The organism is Nesterenkonia sedimenti (assembly GCF_012641515.1).
GTDB classification, from domain to species: Bacteria; Actinomycetota; Actinomycetes; order Actinomycetales; family Micrococcaceae; genus Nesterenkonia; species Nesterenkonia sedimenti.
The window spans coordinates 442530-458769 of record NZ_JABAHY010000001.1 but is presented as its reverse complement, the minus strand read 5'-3'; the positions used below and the strand labels follow the sequence as shown (position 1 = coordinate 458769).

23 protein-coding genes and 4 pseudogenes are annotated in these 16240 nt (G+C 62.5%); 18 read left to right on the top strand and 9 right to left on the bottom strand.

Going from position 1 to position 16240, the window contains the following annotated elements; translation table 11 throughout:
- Positions 1-2 precede the first annotated feature (2 nt).
- Positions 3-536, top strand: coding sequence for a hypothetical protein (locus HGQ17_RS02275; protein WP_168886318.1), 534 nt, complete (start codon positions 3-5; stop codon positions 534-536).
- 176 nt (positions 537-712) lie between these two features.
- Here the strand turns inward: HGQ17_RS02275 and HGQ17_RS02270 are convergent.
- From HGQ17_RS02270 to HGQ17_RS02260, 3 pseudogenes are all read right to left on the bottom strand, one after another.
- Positions 713-1006 (bottom strand): annotated as a pseudogene (locus tag HGQ17_RS02270) (IS3 family transposase); the annotation flags it as partial.
- 7 nt (positions 1007-1013) lie between these two features.
- Positions 1014-2411, bottom strand: a pseudogene (locus HGQ17_RS02265) (IS30 family transposase).
- Between the two features lie 57 nt (positions 2412-2468).
- Positions 2469-2630, bottom strand: a pseudogene (locus HGQ17_RS02260) (IS30 family transposase); the annotation flags it as partial.
- A gap of 107 nt (positions 2631-2737) precedes the next feature.
- Here HGQ17_RS02260 and HGQ17_RS02255 point away from each other — a divergent pair.
- From HGQ17_RS02255 to HGQ17_RS02240, 4 genes are read left to right on the top strand one after another with little or no spacing between them, the layout of a single operon-like run.
- Positions 2738-3499 carry a hypothetical protein gene (locus HGQ17_RS02255; protein WP_168886317.1) on the top strand — a complete coding sequence of 254 codons (762 nt, stop codon included), beginning with the start codon at positions 2738-2740 and terminating at the stop codon, positions 3497-3499.
- 47 nt (positions 3500-3546) lie between these two features.
- The gene (locus HGQ17_RS02250) at positions 3547-4062 is read left to right on the top strand and encodes a GNAT family N-acetyltransferase (protein WP_168886316.1); all 516 of its coding nucleotides are present in this window, start codon (positions 3547-3549) and stop codon (positions 4060-4062) included.
- Between the two features lie 5 nt (positions 4063-4067).
- Positions 4068-4322: a toxin-antitoxin system YwqK family antitoxin gene (locus HGQ17_RS02245; protein ID WP_168886315.1), complete on the top strand. Its 255-nt coding sequence runs from the start codon at positions 4068-4070 to the stop codon at positions 4320-4322.
- Between the two features lie 11 nt (positions 4323-4333).
- Complete coding sequence (locus tag HGQ17_RS02240) at positions 4334-4858, top strand: GNAT family N-acetyltransferase (protein ID WP_168886314.1); 525 nt, start codon at positions 4334-4336, stop codon at positions 4856-4858.
- A gap of 234 nt (positions 4859-5092) precedes the next feature.
- Here HGQ17_RS02240 and HGQ17_RS02230 read toward each other — a convergent pair whose 3' ends face one another.
- Both HGQ17_RS02230 and HGQ17_RS02225 read right to left on the bottom strand, forming a co-directional pair.
- Complete coding sequence (locus tag HGQ17_RS02230; RefSeq protein WP_168886313.1) at positions 5093-5491, bottom strand: type II toxin-antitoxin system VapC family toxin; 399 nt, start codon at positions 5489-5491, stop codon at positions 5093-5095.
- A gap of 5 nt (positions 5492-5496) precedes the next feature.
- Complete coding sequence (locus HGQ17_RS02225) at positions 5497-5733, bottom strand: type II toxin-antitoxin system Phd/YefM family antitoxin (protein WP_168886312.1); 237 nt, start codon at positions 5731-5733, stop codon at positions 5497-5499.
- A 32-nt stretch (positions 5734-5765) separates the two neighbouring features.
- Here HGQ17_RS02225 and HGQ17_RS15820 point away from each other — a divergent pair, with 32 nt between their 5' ends.
- The 3 genes from HGQ17_RS15820 (at position 5766) to HGQ17_RS15815 (ending at position 7122) form a co-directional block, all read left to right on the top strand.
- Positions 5766-6077, top strand: coding sequence for a MarR family winged helix-turn-helix transcriptional regulator (locus HGQ17_RS15820; RefSeq protein ID WP_168886470.1), 312 nt, complete (start codon positions 5766-5768; stop codon positions 6075-6077).
- Between the two features lie 62 nt (positions 6078-6139).
- The gene (locus tag HGQ17_RS02215; protein WP_324615150.1) at positions 6140-6949 is read left to right on the top strand and encodes an alpha/beta fold hydrolase; all 810 of its coding nucleotides are present in this window, start codon (positions 6140-6142) and stop codon (positions 6947-6949) included.
- The gene (locus HGQ17_RS15815; protein WP_407670726.1) at positions 6865-7122 is read left to right on the top strand and encodes a DUF4440 domain-containing protein; all 258 of its coding nucleotides are present in this window, start codon (positions 6865-6867) and stop codon (positions 7120-7122) included. Before HGQ17_RS02215 ends, HGQ17_RS15815 begins: the two co-directional genes overlap by 85 nt.
- Here the strand turns inward: HGQ17_RS15815 and HGQ17_RS02205 are convergent.
- A complete protein-coding gene (locus tag HGQ17_RS02205; protein WP_168886310.1) occupies positions 7017-7337 on the bottom strand; it encodes an NAD(P)H-dependent oxidoreductase in 321 nt (106 codons plus the stop codon). The genes HGQ17_RS15815 and HGQ17_RS02205 overlap by 106 nt on opposite strands.
- Before the next feature lie 70 nt (positions 7338-7407).
- On the opposite strand from HGQ17_RS02205, the gene HGQ17_RS02200 reads away from it, so the two are divergent.
- The 5 genes from HGQ17_RS02200 to HGQ17_RS02180 are packed head-to-tail and all read left to right on the top strand — an operon-like array spanning position 7408 to position 9714.
- Entirely contained in the window at positions 7408-7755 is a 348-nt protein-coding gene (locus tag HGQ17_RS02200) for a winged helix-turn-helix transcriptional regulator (protein WP_211090334.1), read from the top strand.
- A gap of 10 nt (positions 7756-7765) precedes the next feature.
- Complete coding sequence (locus HGQ17_RS02195; RefSeq protein WP_324615149.1) at positions 7766-8335, top strand: pyridoxine/pyridoxamine 5'-phosphate oxidase; 570 nt, start codon at positions 7766-7768, stop codon at positions 8333-8335.
- Positions 8336-8339: 4 nt separating this feature from the next.
- Positions 8340-8966 (top strand): pyroglutamyl-peptidase I, encoded by a 627-nt coding sequence (locus HGQ17_RS02190; protein ID WP_168886308.1) that lies wholly within the window; start codon positions 8340-8342, stop codon positions 8964-8966.
- 28 nt (positions 8967-8994) lie between these two features.
- Positions 8995-9264 (top strand): hypothetical protein, encoded by a 270-nt coding sequence (locus HGQ17_RS02185; protein WP_168886307.1) that lies wholly within the window; start codon positions 8995-8997, stop codon positions 9262-9264.
- 3 nt (positions 9265-9267) lie between these two features.
- Positions 9268-9714 carry a peptidoglycan recognition protein family protein gene (locus tag HGQ17_RS02180; RefSeq protein ID WP_168886306.1) on the top strand — a complete coding sequence of 149 codons (447 nt, stop codon included), beginning with the start codon at positions 9268-9270 and terminating at the stop codon, positions 9712-9714.
- A 5-nt stretch (positions 9715-9719) separates the two neighbouring features.
- Here the strand turns inward: HGQ17_RS02180 and HGQ17_RS02175 are convergent, their stop codons facing one another.
- Entirely contained in the window at positions 9720-9866 is a 147-nt protein-coding gene (locus HGQ17_RS02175) for a RidA family protein (RefSeq protein WP_211090333.1), read from the bottom strand.
- Between the two features lie 53 nt (positions 9867-9919).
- Positions 9920-10861, bottom strand: a complete 942-nt coding sequence (locus HGQ17_RS02170; RefSeq protein WP_168886305.1) for a GlxA family transcriptional regulator — start codon at positions 10859-10861, stop codon at positions 9920-9922.
- A 107-nt stretch (positions 10862-10968) separates the two neighbouring features.
- Here HGQ17_RS02170 and HGQ17_RS02165 point away from each other — a divergent pair, with 107 nt between their 5' ends.
- From HGQ17_RS02165 to HGQ17_RS02155, 3 genes and pseudogenes are all read left to right on the top strand, one after another.
- Positions 10969-11280, top strand: coding sequence for a putative quinol monooxygenase (locus HGQ17_RS02165; protein WP_168886304.1), 312 nt, complete (start codon positions 10969-10971; stop codon positions 11278-11280).
- A 621-nt stretch (positions 11281-11901) separates the two neighbouring features.
- Positions 11902-12057 (top strand): annotated as a pseudogene (locus HGQ17_RS15645) (ISL3 family transposase); the annotation flags it as partial.
- Positions 12011-12364: a DUF5979 domain-containing protein gene (locus HGQ17_RS02155; RefSeq protein WP_168886303.1), complete on the top strand. Its 354-nt coding sequence runs from the start codon at positions 12011-12013 to the stop codon at positions 12362-12364. The pseudogene HGQ17_RS15645 and the gene HGQ17_RS02155, both read left to right, overlap by 47 nt.
- Here HGQ17_RS02155 and HGQ17_RS02150 read toward each other — a convergent pair.
- The gene (locus HGQ17_RS02150) at positions 12361-13680 is read right to left on the bottom strand and encodes a DEAD/DEAH box helicase (protein WP_324615148.1); all 1320 of its coding nucleotides are present in this window, start codon (positions 13678-13680) and stop codon (positions 12361-12363) included. The two genes, HGQ17_RS02155 and HGQ17_RS02150, sit on opposite strands and share 4 nt — an antisense overlap.
- A gap of 257 nt (positions 13681-13937) precedes the next feature.
- On the opposite strand from HGQ17_RS02150, the gene HGQ17_RS02145 reads away from it, so the two are divergent.
- Together HGQ17_RS02145 and HGQ17_RS02140 are read left to right on the top strand one after the other, a co-directional pair.
- A complete protein-coding gene (locus HGQ17_RS02145) occupies positions 13938-15020 on the top strand; it encodes a lipoate--protein ligase family protein (RefSeq protein ID WP_168886302.1) in 1083 nt (360 codons plus the stop codon).
- 17 nt (positions 15021-15037) lie between these two features.
- A complete protein-coding gene (locus HGQ17_RS02140) occupies positions 15038-16198 on the top strand; it encodes an acyl-CoA dehydrogenase family protein (RefSeq protein WP_168886301.1) in 1161 nt (386 codons plus the stop codon).
- Positions 16199-16240 lie beyond the last annotated feature (42 nt).

Below are 16240 nucleotides of genomic sequence, written 5' to 3'. Positions count from 1 at the left end.
GGATGCCACGTGACCTATCGGGCCTGAAGGTGAGAGACCTGCTTCAACTGGAAGCCAGCGTAGTCACCGAACTCCGGAGCCGAGGTCTGGTTCGCACTAACAACAAGCCTCTGGGGGACATAGCTGAACAGGTGGTTCTCGCTGCTCGTGGCGGAGTTATCGAGCCGAACTCAACGAAGTCGCATGATGTCACGGATCCCGGCGGGCAGAGGATACAGGTCAAGGCGATGGGCGGGAGGCGGGCCGGTAGGTCAGGGAAGTTCAGTCCGTTCCGCAGTTTCGACTTCGACACTGCGGTGTTCCTAGTTTTTGAGGCTGAGACCTTCGAGTTGGACTTCGCTCGTGAGGTTTGCGCGAAGGACGTTGAAACAGTCTCGCGATACAGCGCTCACACCAACGGACGACAGCCAACGCTGAGACAGATTGAGAGTCTTGGGGTCGATGTGACAGACGAGATGCGCACTGCATATGGAACGCTTGACGATGAAGCCCTGGAGCTCCATAGCGGTCTAACCTCTGGCGGAGGCAAGAAATGATCTGGCTAAGCCCCGAGTTCTGCGTTGACATCGCAATAGCGCCAGATGCCTGCCATCGCGCAAGCGACGTCGCGGGGACTGCTGCACGGATAGGTGACAGTTCCTAGTCACGCCGCCAATGTGAGGGACTGCTGCGCGAGTAGGGGGACTGATTCGCGATCAGGTGTCAGCTGGGGTTAGGCCGCCAGGCTGACGGTCGGGTTCATGATGGTCTCGTACTCGATGGGGGTCGATCGGCCCAGTCGGGCTTGTCGGCGGCGTCGGTGGTAGTAGGTCCGCTCGATCCAGGTGATGATCGCGATCCGCAGCTCTTCTCGAGTCCGCCACCTCTTGCGGTCCAGGACGTTCCTCTGCCGCAGAGCGAAGAAGGACTCCATCGCGCCGTTGTGCCCGGCGGCATCCACTTTCCCCATCGATCCGATGAGGTGATGGAAGTTCAGGGCGTGCACGAAGCTTCGCGCGCAAAACTGGCCGTATTCAACCGGTGCTCGCAACAGTTGCCTGTTGGACTGAGCGTAGCTGATCTTCGAAGGCTTCGGCAGGTGTCCTCCAGCCTAGGATCCCTCGGGGCCGGTTATTCATCGCGGTGGCTATCGCAGCAATCTCCGCGGTGCTCCACCGTGAGAGGTCGGTGCCTTTCGGGAAGTACTGCCGCAGTAGCCCGTTGAGGTGTTCGTTGCTTCCGCGCTGCCACGGGCTCTTCGCGTCCGCGAAGTACACCGGGGTCTTGGTAGCCTCGGTGAAAAGAGCATGGGCTGAGAGCTCTTTGCCTCGATCCCAAGTCAATGACCGGCGCAGCGATGCTGGTACTGAACTCATGACGTTGATCAGGGCATCGTTCATCGTCAGTGCTCCATAGCCAGCCAGGGCGGGACCGTTCTTCTTCGGCGGGATGAGCCCATAGCCGACCTCCCGGGGCAAGTGCACCAGTATCGCGTAACGAGTGGTGCGCTCAATCAGGGTGGCCACCGCTGAGCGTTTCAACCCGATAATCAGGTCACCTTCCCAATGGCCAGCAACCTGGCGATCCTCAGCCTCCTTGGGGCGTTTGGCCAGCACCGTCTTGGCGGTGACATGAGCCCAGGCTTCCTGCCGGGTACGAGCCCGGGGCATCCGCTTGGTGCGGCCTCGGCGCAGGTGCCATGACTGCTTACGCTCCAAGCCGCCGCGGGATTCGACTTAGAGGGCCTGATAGATCGCCTCATGGGAAATCCTCATGGTCGGGTCATCGGGGAACTCCATCGGTAACCGTTTCGCGATCTGCTGCGGGCTCCAGGCGGTGACCCACTCGCGGTCACCGCGGTGTGGTTTGTTCTTCCCATCCCAGACCGGGCCATCCGGGCCGACGACCTCACCTTCAGCGGTGAGGATCTCACCGCTGAGCTTGTCCTGGACGTACTGACGAAGCCGTTCATTGGTGGCCATCTTCGCGACCTTCGGACGGCGGGCACGCCGCTCTGCATGCCATTGAGCAGTTGAGGCCTTGTAGTCCAGCTGATACGTCCTGGTCGAAGCGTTACGTCGTAACTCCCGTGAGACTGTCGAGGGACTGCGGCCCAGCCGGCGGGCTATTTCTCGGACCCCGATCTCTTGGGCTCGCCATAAGGCGATTTCCTCCCGTTCTGAGGAAGAGATATACCGTCCCGAAACACTCGGAGTCAGTTGTGGATTCACGCCACCAGCATGCCTGAACCACCGGTGAGCTACAGGCTCGGAGACACCAGCAGCCTCACCGGCTTCCCTCGTCTTGGCCCCGGCTGCGATAGCCTGTCAAAACCGCACGCGGTCCTCACGCCAGGCCACTGTAGGACGCCCAGGAGAGACGATGTGACCGCGATACTCCCTTGCTCGTTTCTGCCTCGGGCCGATGCCCATCGAACACCTCCATCAGATAGGTGTTGCGACGACCACTTGAATACGGCCTGGGTGAATTCAATCGGTGGTAGCAACACTCGGTTGTTGTACTGATTCTAGATAATCTTTGAACGCTTCAGCTGGGGTTCTCCATCCCAGGGTCTTTCGCGGCCTGGTGTTGAGGGTGTGAGCGTTGGCTGCGACTTCTTCAGCGCCCCATCGTGAGAGATCGGTGCCTTTGAGCCACGAAAGGCGTACTTTGCAGACTTTGCATTAGCACATAACCTCGGCTAATCTCTATTGCAGACCCCAGCCCGATGCAGATCCCCCTTGAAAGGACCCCCATTATGAAGGCTCTTCCGACTCGGAACGCGGGTGCCGCCGGTGCCGGACTCGCCCTTATCGCACTGCTGGCAACCAGTGGTTGCATCAATTTTGACGGTGAAGACCGCGAAACGACTGAGCCAGCTCCGGCTGAGGAGACCGAAGCCGCCGTTGAGGAAGGCACTGAGGAAGAGTCCGAGGAGGAGGAATCCCCGGAAGAGGAGGATGACTCCACCGAGGAGGAAGAATCCGACGAAGACGCCCCGGCAGCCGAGGGTGGGCTGCAGGAAGGCACTGTCACTGTAGGGGAAGAGCTCGACGTCGAGCCGCGTGAGATGGAGGTTGCGCAGTCTGTCGGCGAGGCTGAGCCGCACTTTGTGCTCGAAGAGCTTGAGATTACCTACGACGACGACGTCTCAGATGAAGCCCAGGGCGCTGCCGAAGACGGGATGGTCTGGGCAGTGGTTCACCTCGATGTCGAGCTCACTGGCGACGACGATATTTTTGAATACACCGAGGGCCAGTGGAACCTACGGCTGACTGACCAGGATGGCGAAGAATGGTCAGAGTCCTACGAGGTCACCGGCGATGGTGCCTGGCCTTCCGGCGAGGTGGCCCTGGCTGTGCAGATCCCGGCTGACACCGCTGAGCTTCAGTACCAGTCCACCATGCGCGCGGAGTTCGAACCGGTGGAACTGCCCGATGGCATGGTGGATGCCAATACCAACCTGCCCTTCACCACCAACAGTGAGATCGAGATCGACCTCTCGGAACTCCTGGGCTGAGACTGCAGCTCCGAGGTCATTCCTCCGCAGGCTTTAACATGGCCACTATGACCACGGAGATTCGCCCCGCAGCCTTCGTGGACCTTCCGCGTCTGCAGCAGATTGAACGTGCCGCAGGGGAGATGTTCAGAACAGTTGGCATGCCCGAGATCGCTGACGATGCCCCACCGAGTATCGAGGAGCTGCAGCGATATGCGGATGCTGGACTGGCCTGGGTGGCAACAACGGGGCCGCACCCTCTGGAGGCGTATCTCCTGGCTGAACGGCTAGACGATGCGCTGCATATCGAGCAGGTCTCTGTGGATCCCAAGTATGCGCGGCTGGGTCGGGGGCGTGAGCTGATCGACCAGGCAGCAAGGGTCGCCGCTGATCTCTCATGCACTGGTCTCACCCTCACCACTTTTGTAAAGGTGCCATGGAATGCGCCCTACTACCGAAGGCTCGGTTTCAAAGAAATTCACGACGGCGCCCTCACCCCTGGGCTCGCAGCCGTTCGGCAAGGAGAAGCAGAGATCGGCCTCGATCGCTGGCCACGGGTCGCCATGTACCGGCCGCTAGGATGATACGCATGGCAGTACCGCAGAAGAAGACCGAAACCATCGACGGATATGAGATCAAGTATCACGCTGATGGGCTAACACGGTGGTCGAAGGGCAAGGTCGAGGACGGCCAGCCAGTTGGTTACTGGGAGTGGTACCGGAAAGACGGCACCATCAAGCGCTCGGGGTACTTCGATGCCGGGGAACCCGTAGGAAAGTGGATCACCTACGATCAGGCGGGGGAACCGTATAAAGTGACCGACCGCGGCGCAGGTAAAGGCTGAGTCCCCATCAAGTGAGCGAACAGCTAACCCTCCGACCGCCTCAGCTTGAGGATGAGTCGCAGGTTCGAGAGGCCCAGGCTGAACTTGCCCGCGAGGACTTCCTCTTCGTGTTCCAGAAGCCAGACCAATCCTGGGCGGAGTACCTGAAGCTGGTCGAACGTCAGAGCGCTGGTGTGGACTTACCTCCGGGTCGCATCCCAGCTTCCATGTTGATGGGCGTTGTGGGATCTCGCATCGTGGGCCGAGTCCATATCCGACATCAACTCACCCCTGAACTGCGTGAAGTCGGTGGTCATATTGGATACGCCGTGCGGCCGAGCTTCCGCCGTCAGGGGTACGCCACTGCGATGCTTCATCAGGCTCTGGCAGTTTGCCGGGACCTAGGCATCACTGAAGTCATGCTCACCTGCGACGACGACAATCCAGGGTCAATCACCACCATTGAGCGCTGCGGTGGGGTCTTGGAATCTGACTTCACACCTTCCCAGGGTGTTCCCAAACGCCGCTACTGGATTGAAGGGGAGGGCCACCTGTGACTCTCAAGGGGGCGGGCTGAGTCACTTGGCCTTTCATGCCGGTTCAAAGCACGACGTCGACGGTCTTTGGGAATCTGCTGTCTGGCATGGCTGGACACAGCTCTATGTAGACCGTCATCCCTATGCCGGTGGTCTAGGGCATTACGCCGCATACCTGGAGAACGCAGAACGGTTCAAAGTCGAACTTGTCGCTGGATAGGTCTGAGGCCACGGGCTCGTAAAGGTCGAACCTAGCTAATCCACGGCGCGGACAACGAGGCCCTCGATTCCCTCGAAATCATCTGGGTTCTTCGTATAGACAGGGAGGGACTGAGAAATTGCGGTAGCGGCGATCAGGGCATCATATGCACGCGCGGCGCGTTTCCTCCCGGCCTGTCGAAGCTGTGATGCCACGGCTCCGAAAGCTCTGGCAGATGCTGCATCGAAGGGTAGGGGATCAAAGTCAGCTTCCGCCTGTTGCAGGTGAGTTTGCCTAGTGGCCCTGTCCGTCTCGTTGTGAGCTGCCAAGGGTCCAACTGAAAGCTCTGCAAGGGTGATAGCAGTAATGGCTGGTTGTTTGGGCAGGTCTTCAGGTTGGGTTTCAGCCAGGTCGATAACGACTGATGTATCGAGGATTCCTTCTTCGTCGCGCATGCTGGTCACAGGCCTGGATCCAAGATCTCGTCGAGGTCGCTCCGCATCGTCTCGTAGCTCACTTTAGGAAGATTGCGCCGACGGGCGATCAGTTCTTCAGCACTGAGCCGCTTACGAGGCAGGGGAGACACCACGGCAACTGGCTCACCTTTCTTTGTGACAACAAGGGACTCGCCCTGAGCCACTTGGCCCAGCACTTCGGCACTGCGGTTGCGCAGGTCTCTCACGGTCACCGGCATCATGGCATCAAGTGTATCACCAGTGATACATCTAGATCCGGGAACTGCCTCGAGGGGGTGCAGAATTCGGCGATGTTACGCAGGCCCAACTCGGTCGAGATACTGGCATCGACCGCAGTGACGTAACAGCTGTTCTAGTCCACCTAGAGGAACGAGAATTGGTTGCCCGTGAGGTTGACCCTTCTCACCGGCGTCGGAAGATCGTAAGCATCACGACCAAGGGGCGACGCGCACTCATCAACCTGGATGAGGTGTTGGATGAGATCCAAGAAGAGTTGCTAGCACCTCTGACCGCAGTGCAGAGGGAACAGTTGCACAGAATCATGCTGCGGATCGCAGAGGGGTGAGCCCTGCGTTGTCTGGTGGAGGAGTTTCGGGCCTGTCAGTGTCGTGGTTATCCAGGCATGACGTGTCGCTGGCGGTCACGGATATGGGTGGTCAGGGCAAACCCCTGATTCTGCTGCACGGGCTGGCAGGCAGTTCACGGGAGCTCATCCCCACTGCAGAGGCTCTTCGAGCAGATTTCCGAGTGATTCTCCTCGACCAGCGCGGGCACGGTCAGAGCACACGACGCCCAGCTGATTTATCCCGAGAGGCGTTCGTCGACGACGTCGTGCATCTCATGCAGACCCGCTTTCCTGGTGAACGGTGTGTGCTGATCGGCCAATCCATGGGCGCTCACACTGTGTTCCTTACCGCGGCCGCCCGCCCGGACCTCGTCGACCGGTTGGTGATGCTCGAGGGTCATGCGGCAGGTAATGAGGATCCCGCTTCGGTCGCCCAGATTGGCAAGTTCTTCGCCGCATGGCCCACACCATTTGAAGACGAAGCTGCCGCGCGCCGCTATTTAGGTGATGAGACTATAGCCGGGGCATGGATAGCCGACCTCGAGCCCACCGGAAATGGGCTGCAGCCCCGTTTCGACGCCGATGTTATGGAACAGGTCATTACGGCAGTACACAAACCCCGGTGGGCAGAGTGGGAGTCGCTTGAGGTCCCGGCACTGGCTGTTTTCGCCAAGGACGGGATGTTCGCCCATCAGGACAAAGATGAGTTGATACGACGCCGGCCAGAAACGACGCGTATAGACCTACAAGCTGGCAGCCACGATGCCCACCTCGATGCCTTCGATGAATGGATCAATGCCCTCCGACAGTGGCTCAACCCTCGGGCCAGGATGCCATCGCGGCGGCCTGGTCGGCTGAACGTCGATTGCTGAATCCGGCAGTGCGCTCTGACAGCGAAACGCTCCAGAAGCTGCTAGCTGCAGATTTCCACGAGATCGGTCAGTCCGGTAAGCACTGGACCCGAGATGAAATTCTGAATGTACTCATCTCAAACAGCTTCGCCTGCTCAGTGGCGACATCCACAGGCAGCCGGTCCTCGGTGTAGGCATCGCGAACAGCGGCGCTGACCCTAAACTGCTCGCCAGGTGCCAGACCCGCATCCGCAGGCTGTACCACCAGGTCCCAACCCATGGCGTAGAGATCCGACTCCACCACCCAGTAGCCCAGCTGCTGGAGGTGCTGAATGCCGTCATCGCGCAGGCTCCCATTCAGAGACTGAGGTTCAGGATGGGCGCTGAGCCAAAGAACTGTTCGCGTCATAAGGCTATCCTCGACCCCATAAACACACTGCGGAAGTACGGACATTTTTGTCCCTGAGGAGTAACCGAGAATGCGACTACCGGTGCAGCGTGCCATGGAGGTCTGCACCGTGGAGGTGGCCACCTCCGTATTGGGCGGCACCTGGAAACTGACCCTGGTAAAACATCTCAGCGAAGGCACTCTCCGTTTCGGTGAGATCAGCCGGCTGGTGCCCCTGGCAAACCGCAAGACACTCACCCGGCAACTGCGTGAGTTGGAGGAGGACGGCATTGTCCACCGCGCGGTCTACGCCGAGGTGCCACCCCGGGTTGAATACTCCCTGACCGAGCTGGGCCACAGCCTCACCGAGGTCCTGGATGCGGTCAATACCTGGGGTAAGACCTACAGCCAGAGGATGGGGATGGCACCGGCGCAGTAGGATGAACACTGTGACAGATGAAACTCGCCGCTTCCTGCGGTCCATACCGTCCCTGTCCGGCGCTGCCCCCGAGCTGAACCCGCAGGACCTCCCCGATGATCCCGCTGCAGCGTTTCTGCAGTGGCTGCAGGCCGGCATCGGGGCCGGGGTCCCCGAACCGCATGTCATGACCCTCTCCACCGTGGATTCCGACGGCGTTCCTGATGCGCGGACGCTGGTCCTCAAGGACGTCGACCAGCGCGGTTGGGCCTTCGCCAGCACCAAGAGCAGCCGCAAGGGCTCCCAGCTGGCCCACCGGTCCGCGGCAGCCCTGAGCTGCTGGTGGCAGCCTCAGATGCGAGCCGTACGCATCCGCGGTGAGGTCATCGAAGCTACCCCGGAGGAGAGCCTGAAGGACCTCCACGCCCGCTCACCGGTAGCCCAAGCCAGCGTGGATCCCGAGGACTGGACCCTCTGGTGGGTCCAGCCAGAGAGAGTGGAGTTCTGGCAGGGCTCCACCGACCGGCGGCACCAGCGCATCATCTACACCCGGGATCAGCAGGACTGGACCCGCGAAGTCCACCGAACGGAGGCTAGCTGAGGCGATGAAACGCGTTCTGATCTCGGGATTCGAACCCTTCGGCGGAATGGACTACAACCCCTCATGGGATGTTGCTGAGCAGCTGCAGAAGACCCATACCGGGGCTGAGGTCCATGCTGTCCGGCTCCCGGTGGAATTCGGCACCGCCGCCGAAACTCTGCTCCAGCATGCTGAGGCCCTGCAGCCGGATCTCATCATCGCCACTGGCCTCGCAGGTGGTACCGATGCTGTGCGTCTGGAGCGGGTGGGACTGAACCTGCGCGATGCCCGGATCCCGGACAACTCAGGTGCCCAACCGGTGGATGAAGCAATCGACGACGACGGCGCAGCAGCCCTGTTCTCCACACTGCGCCTGAAGGCTGCCCACGCCCGCATCAAGGAAGCCGGCATCCCTGTGCAGCTGTCGCTGAGTGCTGGCAGCTTCGTCTGCAATGACGTGCTCTACTCGCTGATGGCCGCTGTCGCCCGGATGCAGACCCCGGTTCCAGCCGGATTCGTCCACCTCCCAGACCTCCGGGATCCCGCTGTTTCCCTGACCACGGAGCAGTCCGTGGAGGCCCTGGGGATCCTGATCGAGGAGTCACTGGCCCCGGAACCGGATGCAACGATTATCGGCGGAACCCTTCACTAAATGCAGCAGCTGCCGTAGGTTGCTGTATATGCGCTTCTCACTGAGCTCACCGGGTGGCGTACAGCCCGGAGATCAGTCCAGTGAACATTCCGAGGCCAATTTTCCCCGCCGCAGCCTCCTCGGAGCAGCCGCCGCCGTGGTGACCGGAGGCGCGGTACTCGCAGCCCCGGCCACTGCCGCAGCCCAGGAGTCCACGCAGGCACGAACCCAGCGTTCATGGGAGACCGACTACGACCACCGCGGCAAGATGGAGAACCCGGCCAACCCGCTGGGCTGCCCCCTCGGGAAGGGGGTGTGACCGATGCCTACACCCATCTGGCGAACCACTGAGAACTACACCGCCGGGCGCGAAGGCACCCCGGTGGACCGCATCGTCATCCACTACATCGTCGGAACCCTGGCCGCAGCCGATGCCACCTTCGCCGACCCCGCCTCACAGGTGAGCGCCCACTACGGCATCGGGGAGGGAAACTTCCACCAGTACGTCAGTGAGCTCAACACCGCATGGCATGCCGGCAACTGGGCAATGAACCAGCGCAGCATCGGCATCGAACACTCCGCAGATCCCGACCGCGCACCGAGTGAATCCACCTACCAGACCAGCATCGACCTCTGCGTGCGGATCTGCCAGGAATACGGGCTGAACCCCCAGACCCAGATCATCCCGCATAGCGCAGTGGTGGCAACGGCCTGCCCCGGCACAGTGAATCTCCAGCGAATCCGCGACGCCGTCGCCGCTCGCCTCTGAGGAAACTAATCCGCGAGGACAGCTGTAGCCTCAACTTCGATCAGCAGATCGGGCTCACCCAGGGCGGCCACACCAACCAGTGTGATGGGCCGGACCAGGTCGAAGCCCAGCTTTTCTGCGGCACGCAATGCGCCGTCACCCAGCTGCGCCATCTTGGCCGATTCCCAATCCAAGCTAGGACACAAGCTACAGGCATGGCGATAGGTCAGGAACGGCGTCGCTCCCTGCGCAGGAGGGAGCGCAGAGTCTCGGCGTTTGCGTAGCCGACCCGTAGCGCGATCTCGGCGGAGGTGAGGTCCGTGGTTGCTGAGAGGTGCCGAGCTCGTTCGATGCGAAGCCGTTGGACGAAGCCGAGCGGCGTGAGGTTGAGCGCCGCACGGACTCGTCGTTCGAGGGTGCGCCGGCTGGTGCCGAGCGACTGCGCGACGAAGGCGACGTTGAACGGTTCGTCCAGTCGGGCGCGCACAAAGCGTTCGAACTCGATGACGATCGGGTCCTCGTGCCGGAGATGTTCGTAGGCGACGAAGGCCGCCTGCGACGGGCGCTCGTCGATGATGAGGAGCTTGGCGACGTGTTGGGCCAGGTCGGGGCTGATCGATCGCACGAGTGAGAGCGCGAGGTCGATGTGGGCGAACGCGGCGCCGGCGGTGACGAGGTTCCCGTCGACCACGACCATGGTGTCGAGATCGAGGGCGACGGTAGGATAGCGCTTCAGGAACTCCGGCCCCAGGAACCAGCTGGTCGTCGCCCGCCGATGATGCATCCGTCCGGTCTCGGCGACAGCGAACACGCCGGTGCACGCCGCGGCGATCCGGGTGGTCGCCTCGTCGAGGCGCCCGAGCGAGGCAATGACCGAACGAGCATCTCGGCTCTGGAGGACGTCGTTGGTAGCGTCGGCCGTAAGGGTTCCAAGCGCAGGGACGACGACCACGTCGAACTCTGCGGACTCCGACAGCGGGTGGTCCACCGACAGGGTCATCGATGCCGTCGTGGTCACTCGCCGTGTCGGTCCGAGGATGGCGAGTTCGATCGGGTCGATCCGCGGGTCGACATCGCCGCGGGCTCCGTCGGCCACCCGCACGATGTCGATGATCGACGCGATAGCCGAACCGAAGCAGCCGTCGATCGCGATCAGTCCGATACGCATGACGTAAACAATAGCAATATTGCCGTATACGCCACTTCCCGCCGGCCCTCGCTCGTCATACGCTGAACTCGTCCCACGAAGAACCCCGACGTCAAGGAGAGTCCCTCATGTCAACACCCGCATCACTTCCGTATGCCTTCGTCGCCAAGATCGTCGCGGCCGATGGACAGCACGACGCGCTCGCCGATCTGCTCGCCGGCGCTGTCGCGCTCGCCAACGAAGAAGTAGGAACGGTTGTCTGGTTCGCGGTCAGGACCCACGCCGACACCTTCTGGATCTTCGATGCATTCCCCGACGAGGCCGCTCGCGACGCCCACGCCAACGGCGCCATCGTCGCAGCCCTGAAGGCCAACCAGCACCTCCTCAGCGCAGCACCCGAGATCCTGCCGGCCGACGTCCTCGCGTCCAAGCTCCCGTAGTCCGCCAACGCACGAGAGGATCGCGCCCCGCCGAGCCGTCGCCAGGTCGCGACGCAACGCCATGCTGCGTTGCCGAGCGGTGCGAGGCCTATCGGCACACGGACAGGATGCCGGCCGCGAGCGCTCAGCCAGCGAGGGGTCCGTCGCAGAGGACAGCGACGTCGGTGTCGGGCAGAGCCGTGAGGCCAGCGCATCGCGCGACCACCAGAACCGAACAGCCCCTGCCCTGCGTTTCCGCAGGGCAGGGGCTGTTCGCCGGACTGTCGGAATCGAACCGACGACCTAATCACTTCGGCTTTGCGTCTATCGCTTGATGCGCCCACTGGGCGAACGAGCCGCTGACCTGCGCAAACGCCGAGCGTGGGGGGGGGACGCCGCCATCCGGTGGTGACCGACGACGACCGACCGTTTCACCAGAGCTTGCGGCGGCGTCGAAGCCGAGCAAGCTCCATTCCTTTAGCTCACCGCGCCCTCCTCCTCGCCGGTCCCGTCGTCGTCGAAGACGTTTCAGGGGTCTTCTCAGATGAAGGTGTAGGTCGGCCGGGCGCGTCGGTCCGCAGATAGACGTCGAGGTCTCCCGACGATGGAGGTTCCTACGCCATCCATCCGAAAGACCTCGATGTGTCCGACGCTACCCCGCCGGCCGGCTTCGGCCGCCCTGACCTGACCGCCTTCGCTCGACTCGACGGCCTCGGTCTGAGCGTGACCGGACAACGACTTGAACCGGATCGTGCGGTCCTCGCGTGCCGCGTGGTGGAACCAGATCGAGGATGGCGCACTGGATGAGGACACGGAATTCAGCTTCACCTGGGAATGCACCTTGTCCGATGGTTCCACGGTGCCGGAGGGCGGGCCGGGAACGGTCCTCCTCACCGGTGGTGAGGTCTGGGTCTCCGAGGAGATAGAGGCTGAGGCGCAATGCGCTGTGGAGGAGACTGAGCCCGAGCCCAGCCAGCCGGGAGCGCTGCCTGAAACAGGAACCTTTGCGGGCTGGCCAGCAGCCACGGCGGCTGTAGCGCTGCTGCTGATCGGAGTCAGTCTGCTGATCTTCAACCAGCGCCGGGACCGGAGCAGGACCAACTAACGACGACGGCGGCCGCCCTGGCCACGACCGTTCTGGCTACGTCCACCCTGTCCACGTGACTGCGGTGCGCCACCGCGGCGGGGTCCACCGGAGCGCCTGCCGCCACGGCCCTGTCCGCCCTGGTTCTGGGTCGGTGCAGGAGCCGGCTTCACGTAGGGAGCACGCTCGCCGACTAGCTCCACCACTTCAGGGGAGTCGCTGCTGACTGCCAGTGGCTGGACCTTGATATCGGCCTTACGCAGCAGGGCCTGAGTGTCTTTGCGCTGCTCGGGCAGCATCACGGTGGCCACATCACCGGCAGAACCTGCACGAGCGGTACGACCCGAGCGGTGCAGATACGCCTTATGCTCGGCGGGCGGATCCACATGGACCACTAGCTCGATACCGTCGACATGTACTCCGCGGGCGGCAACATCGGTGGCCACCAGCACATTGACCTCACCATTGAATGCAGCGAGATTCTTATCCCGCTTGGCTTGGGAGAGATTGCCGTGCAGGTCAACCGCTGGAGTCCCTGCAGCCGTCAGCTTCTTCGCGAGGTTCTTGGCCTGATACTTGGTGCGAGTGAAGAGGATCCGCTTACCGGCACCGGAGGCCAGCGTGGCCACCAATTCTTTCTTCTCCTCGGGCTGGACCTCGAAGACGTGGTGGGTCATTGCCGAAACATGGGAGGTCGCCTCATCCACGGAGTGGGTCAGGGGATCGCTGAGGAACCGCTTGACCAGCTTATCCACGCCATTGTCCAGGGTCGCAGAGAAGAACAGCCGCTGACCGGACTTCGGAGTCTGGGCCAGCAGACGGGTCACCACAGGAAGGAATCCGAGGTCAGCCATATGGTCGGCCTCGTCCAGCACGGTGATCTCTATATCTTCTAGGGTCAGGGCGCCCTGTTTCAGGAGGTCATCCAACCGGCCGGGGCAGGCGACAACAATATCGACACCGGCATCCAGCGCTTTGGTCTGCGGGCGCTGGCTGACCCCGCCGAAGATCGTGGTGGTGCGCAGCTTATAGGCAGCAGCCAGGGGCGCGAGCACGGCCTCAATCTGAGTGGCCAGCTCACGGGTGGGTGCCAGCACCAGGCCCAGGGGACGGCGCGGGCGCCGCTTAGCTGCAGCACCGGACTCACCGAGCCGGGCGACCAGGGGAAGGGAGAAGGCAAGCGTCTTACCGGAGCCGGTCTTTCCGCGGCCCAGCACATCCCGGCCGTTGAGCGTATCGGCCAGGGTCGCGGACTGGATGGGGAAGGCAGTGAATTTGCCGTCGGATGCCAGGACCTGGGTCAGCGGGGCAGGGAGGCCGAGTTCGGCGAAGGTCACCGGGGCGGTCTCGGTCAGAGTGGGTGATGCAGTAATGGCATAAGCCTTTCGGGATGCGCCAGTGGCACAGCGGCAGCCGCCGATGGTCTGGCAGGTGGCGAACGCACCGGTCGGTGCACTCGGTTCGCCGCGAGAAGATCACAGAAGCCCATGGGCGGTTGAATCACCGGGCTGAAAGGAGGGCGTTCCTACGACGCATGACGTCCACAGTAGGAACATCACAAGGGCACCAGTCTACACGCCGTAGGATTGGGGCCATGGCCCACGGTGAGTACAAGGTCCCCGGCGGCAAGCTGGTGGTCGCCGATCTCGAGCTGACAGATAACGACGACGCCGCAAGGATCGCCAGAGCGTCCATCAACGGAGATTTCTTTCTCGAACCCGATGACGCCCTGGAGGACCTCAACCGTGCCCTGACCGGCCTCCCAGTTTCTGCGACCCGGGAAGAGATCGCCGGAGCGATTACCGCCGCCCTCCCCGAGGGCACCCTGATGATCGGTTTCGATGAATCCGCCGTGGCCACTGCAGTCCGCCGGGCCCTGGGGCGGGCCACCGGATGGGAGGACCACCAGTGGGAGGTGCTGCCTGCGGTCAACCTCCCCATCCAGCTCAATGTCGCCCTGGACCAGGTGCTCACCGAGGAAGTCGGCGCAGGCCGGCGGCCACCGCTGATGCGACTCTGGGACTGGTCGGAGCGGGCAGTGGTCATCGGCTCCTTCCAATCCTTGGCCAATGAGGTCGATGCCGAGGCCGCCGCGGAGTTGGAGGCCGTCGTCGTCCGCCGTATCTCCGGCGGTGGGGCGATGTTCATGGAATCGGGCAACTGCATCACCTACTCCCTGTGCTTCCCACAGTCCCTGGTGGATGGGCTGAGCTTCGCCGATTCCTATCCCTTCCTGGACTCCTGGGTAATGGAGGCCCTGGACAAGGTGGGCGTGCAGGCTGAGTACAAGCCCCTGAACGATATTGTCTCCGCCGCCGAGGGCGAGGGGCAGGGCCGCAAGATCGGTGGTGCGGCGCAGAAACGCCTGGCCAATGGCGGGATGCTCCACCATGTGACCATGAGCTATGACATCGACGCCGAACGGATGACCCAGGTGCTGCGGATCGGCAGGGAGAAACTCTCGGATAAGGGGCACCGCTCGGCGGTGAAACGCGTTGATCCCCTGCGCAGCCAGACGGGTCTGCCGCGTGAGGAGATCATGGAGGTCTTCACCCGGACATTCGCCGAACGTCATGGGGCCAGTGTTGCCAGTATTCGGCCCCATGAGCTGGCCCGTGCTGAGCAGCTGGTGGCCCAGAAGTTCGGCACCGATGCCTGGACCGCCCGGGTCCCGTAGAGATAAGGAGTGGGCAGATGAGCGTTCATGAGGTACTAACCAGTCAGCTGTTGGAGCGTATCCGCCAGCGGGCTCCAGGGTATGACCAGCGCAATGAGTTCTGCGCCGAGGACTTAGCGGAACTGCAGAAGGCCGGTTATCTCAAGGCGCTGGTGCCTGAAGGCTTCGGGGGACTCGGCTGGAGCCTGCCGCAGCTGGTTGAGGCCCAGCGGCTGCTTGCTGCCTATGCTCCGGCGACTTCCCTGGCGGTGAATATGCACCATGTGTGGGTCTCCGTGGCCCGCCAGATGGTCGCGATGGGACATGCCGAGTTCGAACAGGTGCTCACTGAGACAGCCGAGGGGCATATCTTCGCCTTCGGGATCTCCGAGGCAGGTAATGACGCGGTCCTCTTCGACTCCACCACCCAAGCGCGGATCCACGACGACGGCGCGGTGAGCTTCACCGGGACCAAGATCTTCACCACCCTGGCACCTGCCTGGACCCGACTGGGGCTCTTCGGCAAGGATACTGCTGCCACCGGGGCTGAGGGGGAGAAGCCCCTGATCTTCGGTTTCCTGCCCCGGGAAGCTGAGGGCTGGGAGCTGATCGAGAACTGGGACATGCTCGGGATGCGGGCCACCCATTCACATGCCACTGCCCTCGACGGCGCCCGGGTGCCTGCCGAAAGGATTGTGCGCAGACTGCCCACCGGGCCGAACCAGGATCCGCTGGTCTTCGCGATCTTCTCCTCATTCCTGACCCTGTTGGCCGCGGTCTATACCGGTATCGGTGACCGGGCCCTGCAGCTGGGTGCCGAGCATGCCGCTGCCCGCAGCTCGCTGACCACAGGGGAGTCCCTGGACCAGGATCCGGATATCCGCTACAAGCTGGGAGAGGCGCAGCTGCAGCAGTTGGCTCTGGATACTCAGCTGCGCGGTGTCGCCCAGGATGTGGAGGCCGGTTCCGAGCATGGAGCCTCTTGGTTCCCGCGTCTGGTGACCTTACGCACCACAGCAACCCGGACTGCCCGGTCAGTGCTAGATGCAGCACTGGGTGTCAGTGGGGGAGCGCAGTATCACCGGACCTCGGAGCTCTCCCGGCTCTACCGGGATGCCCTGGCCGGAACCCACCACCCCTCCGATGACGAATCCTCCCACCGCACCCTAGCGAACTTCATCCTCGGACCCCAGCCCTAGATACGGGAAAACCCCCGCCCAGTTGAACTGGTGCGGGGGCTT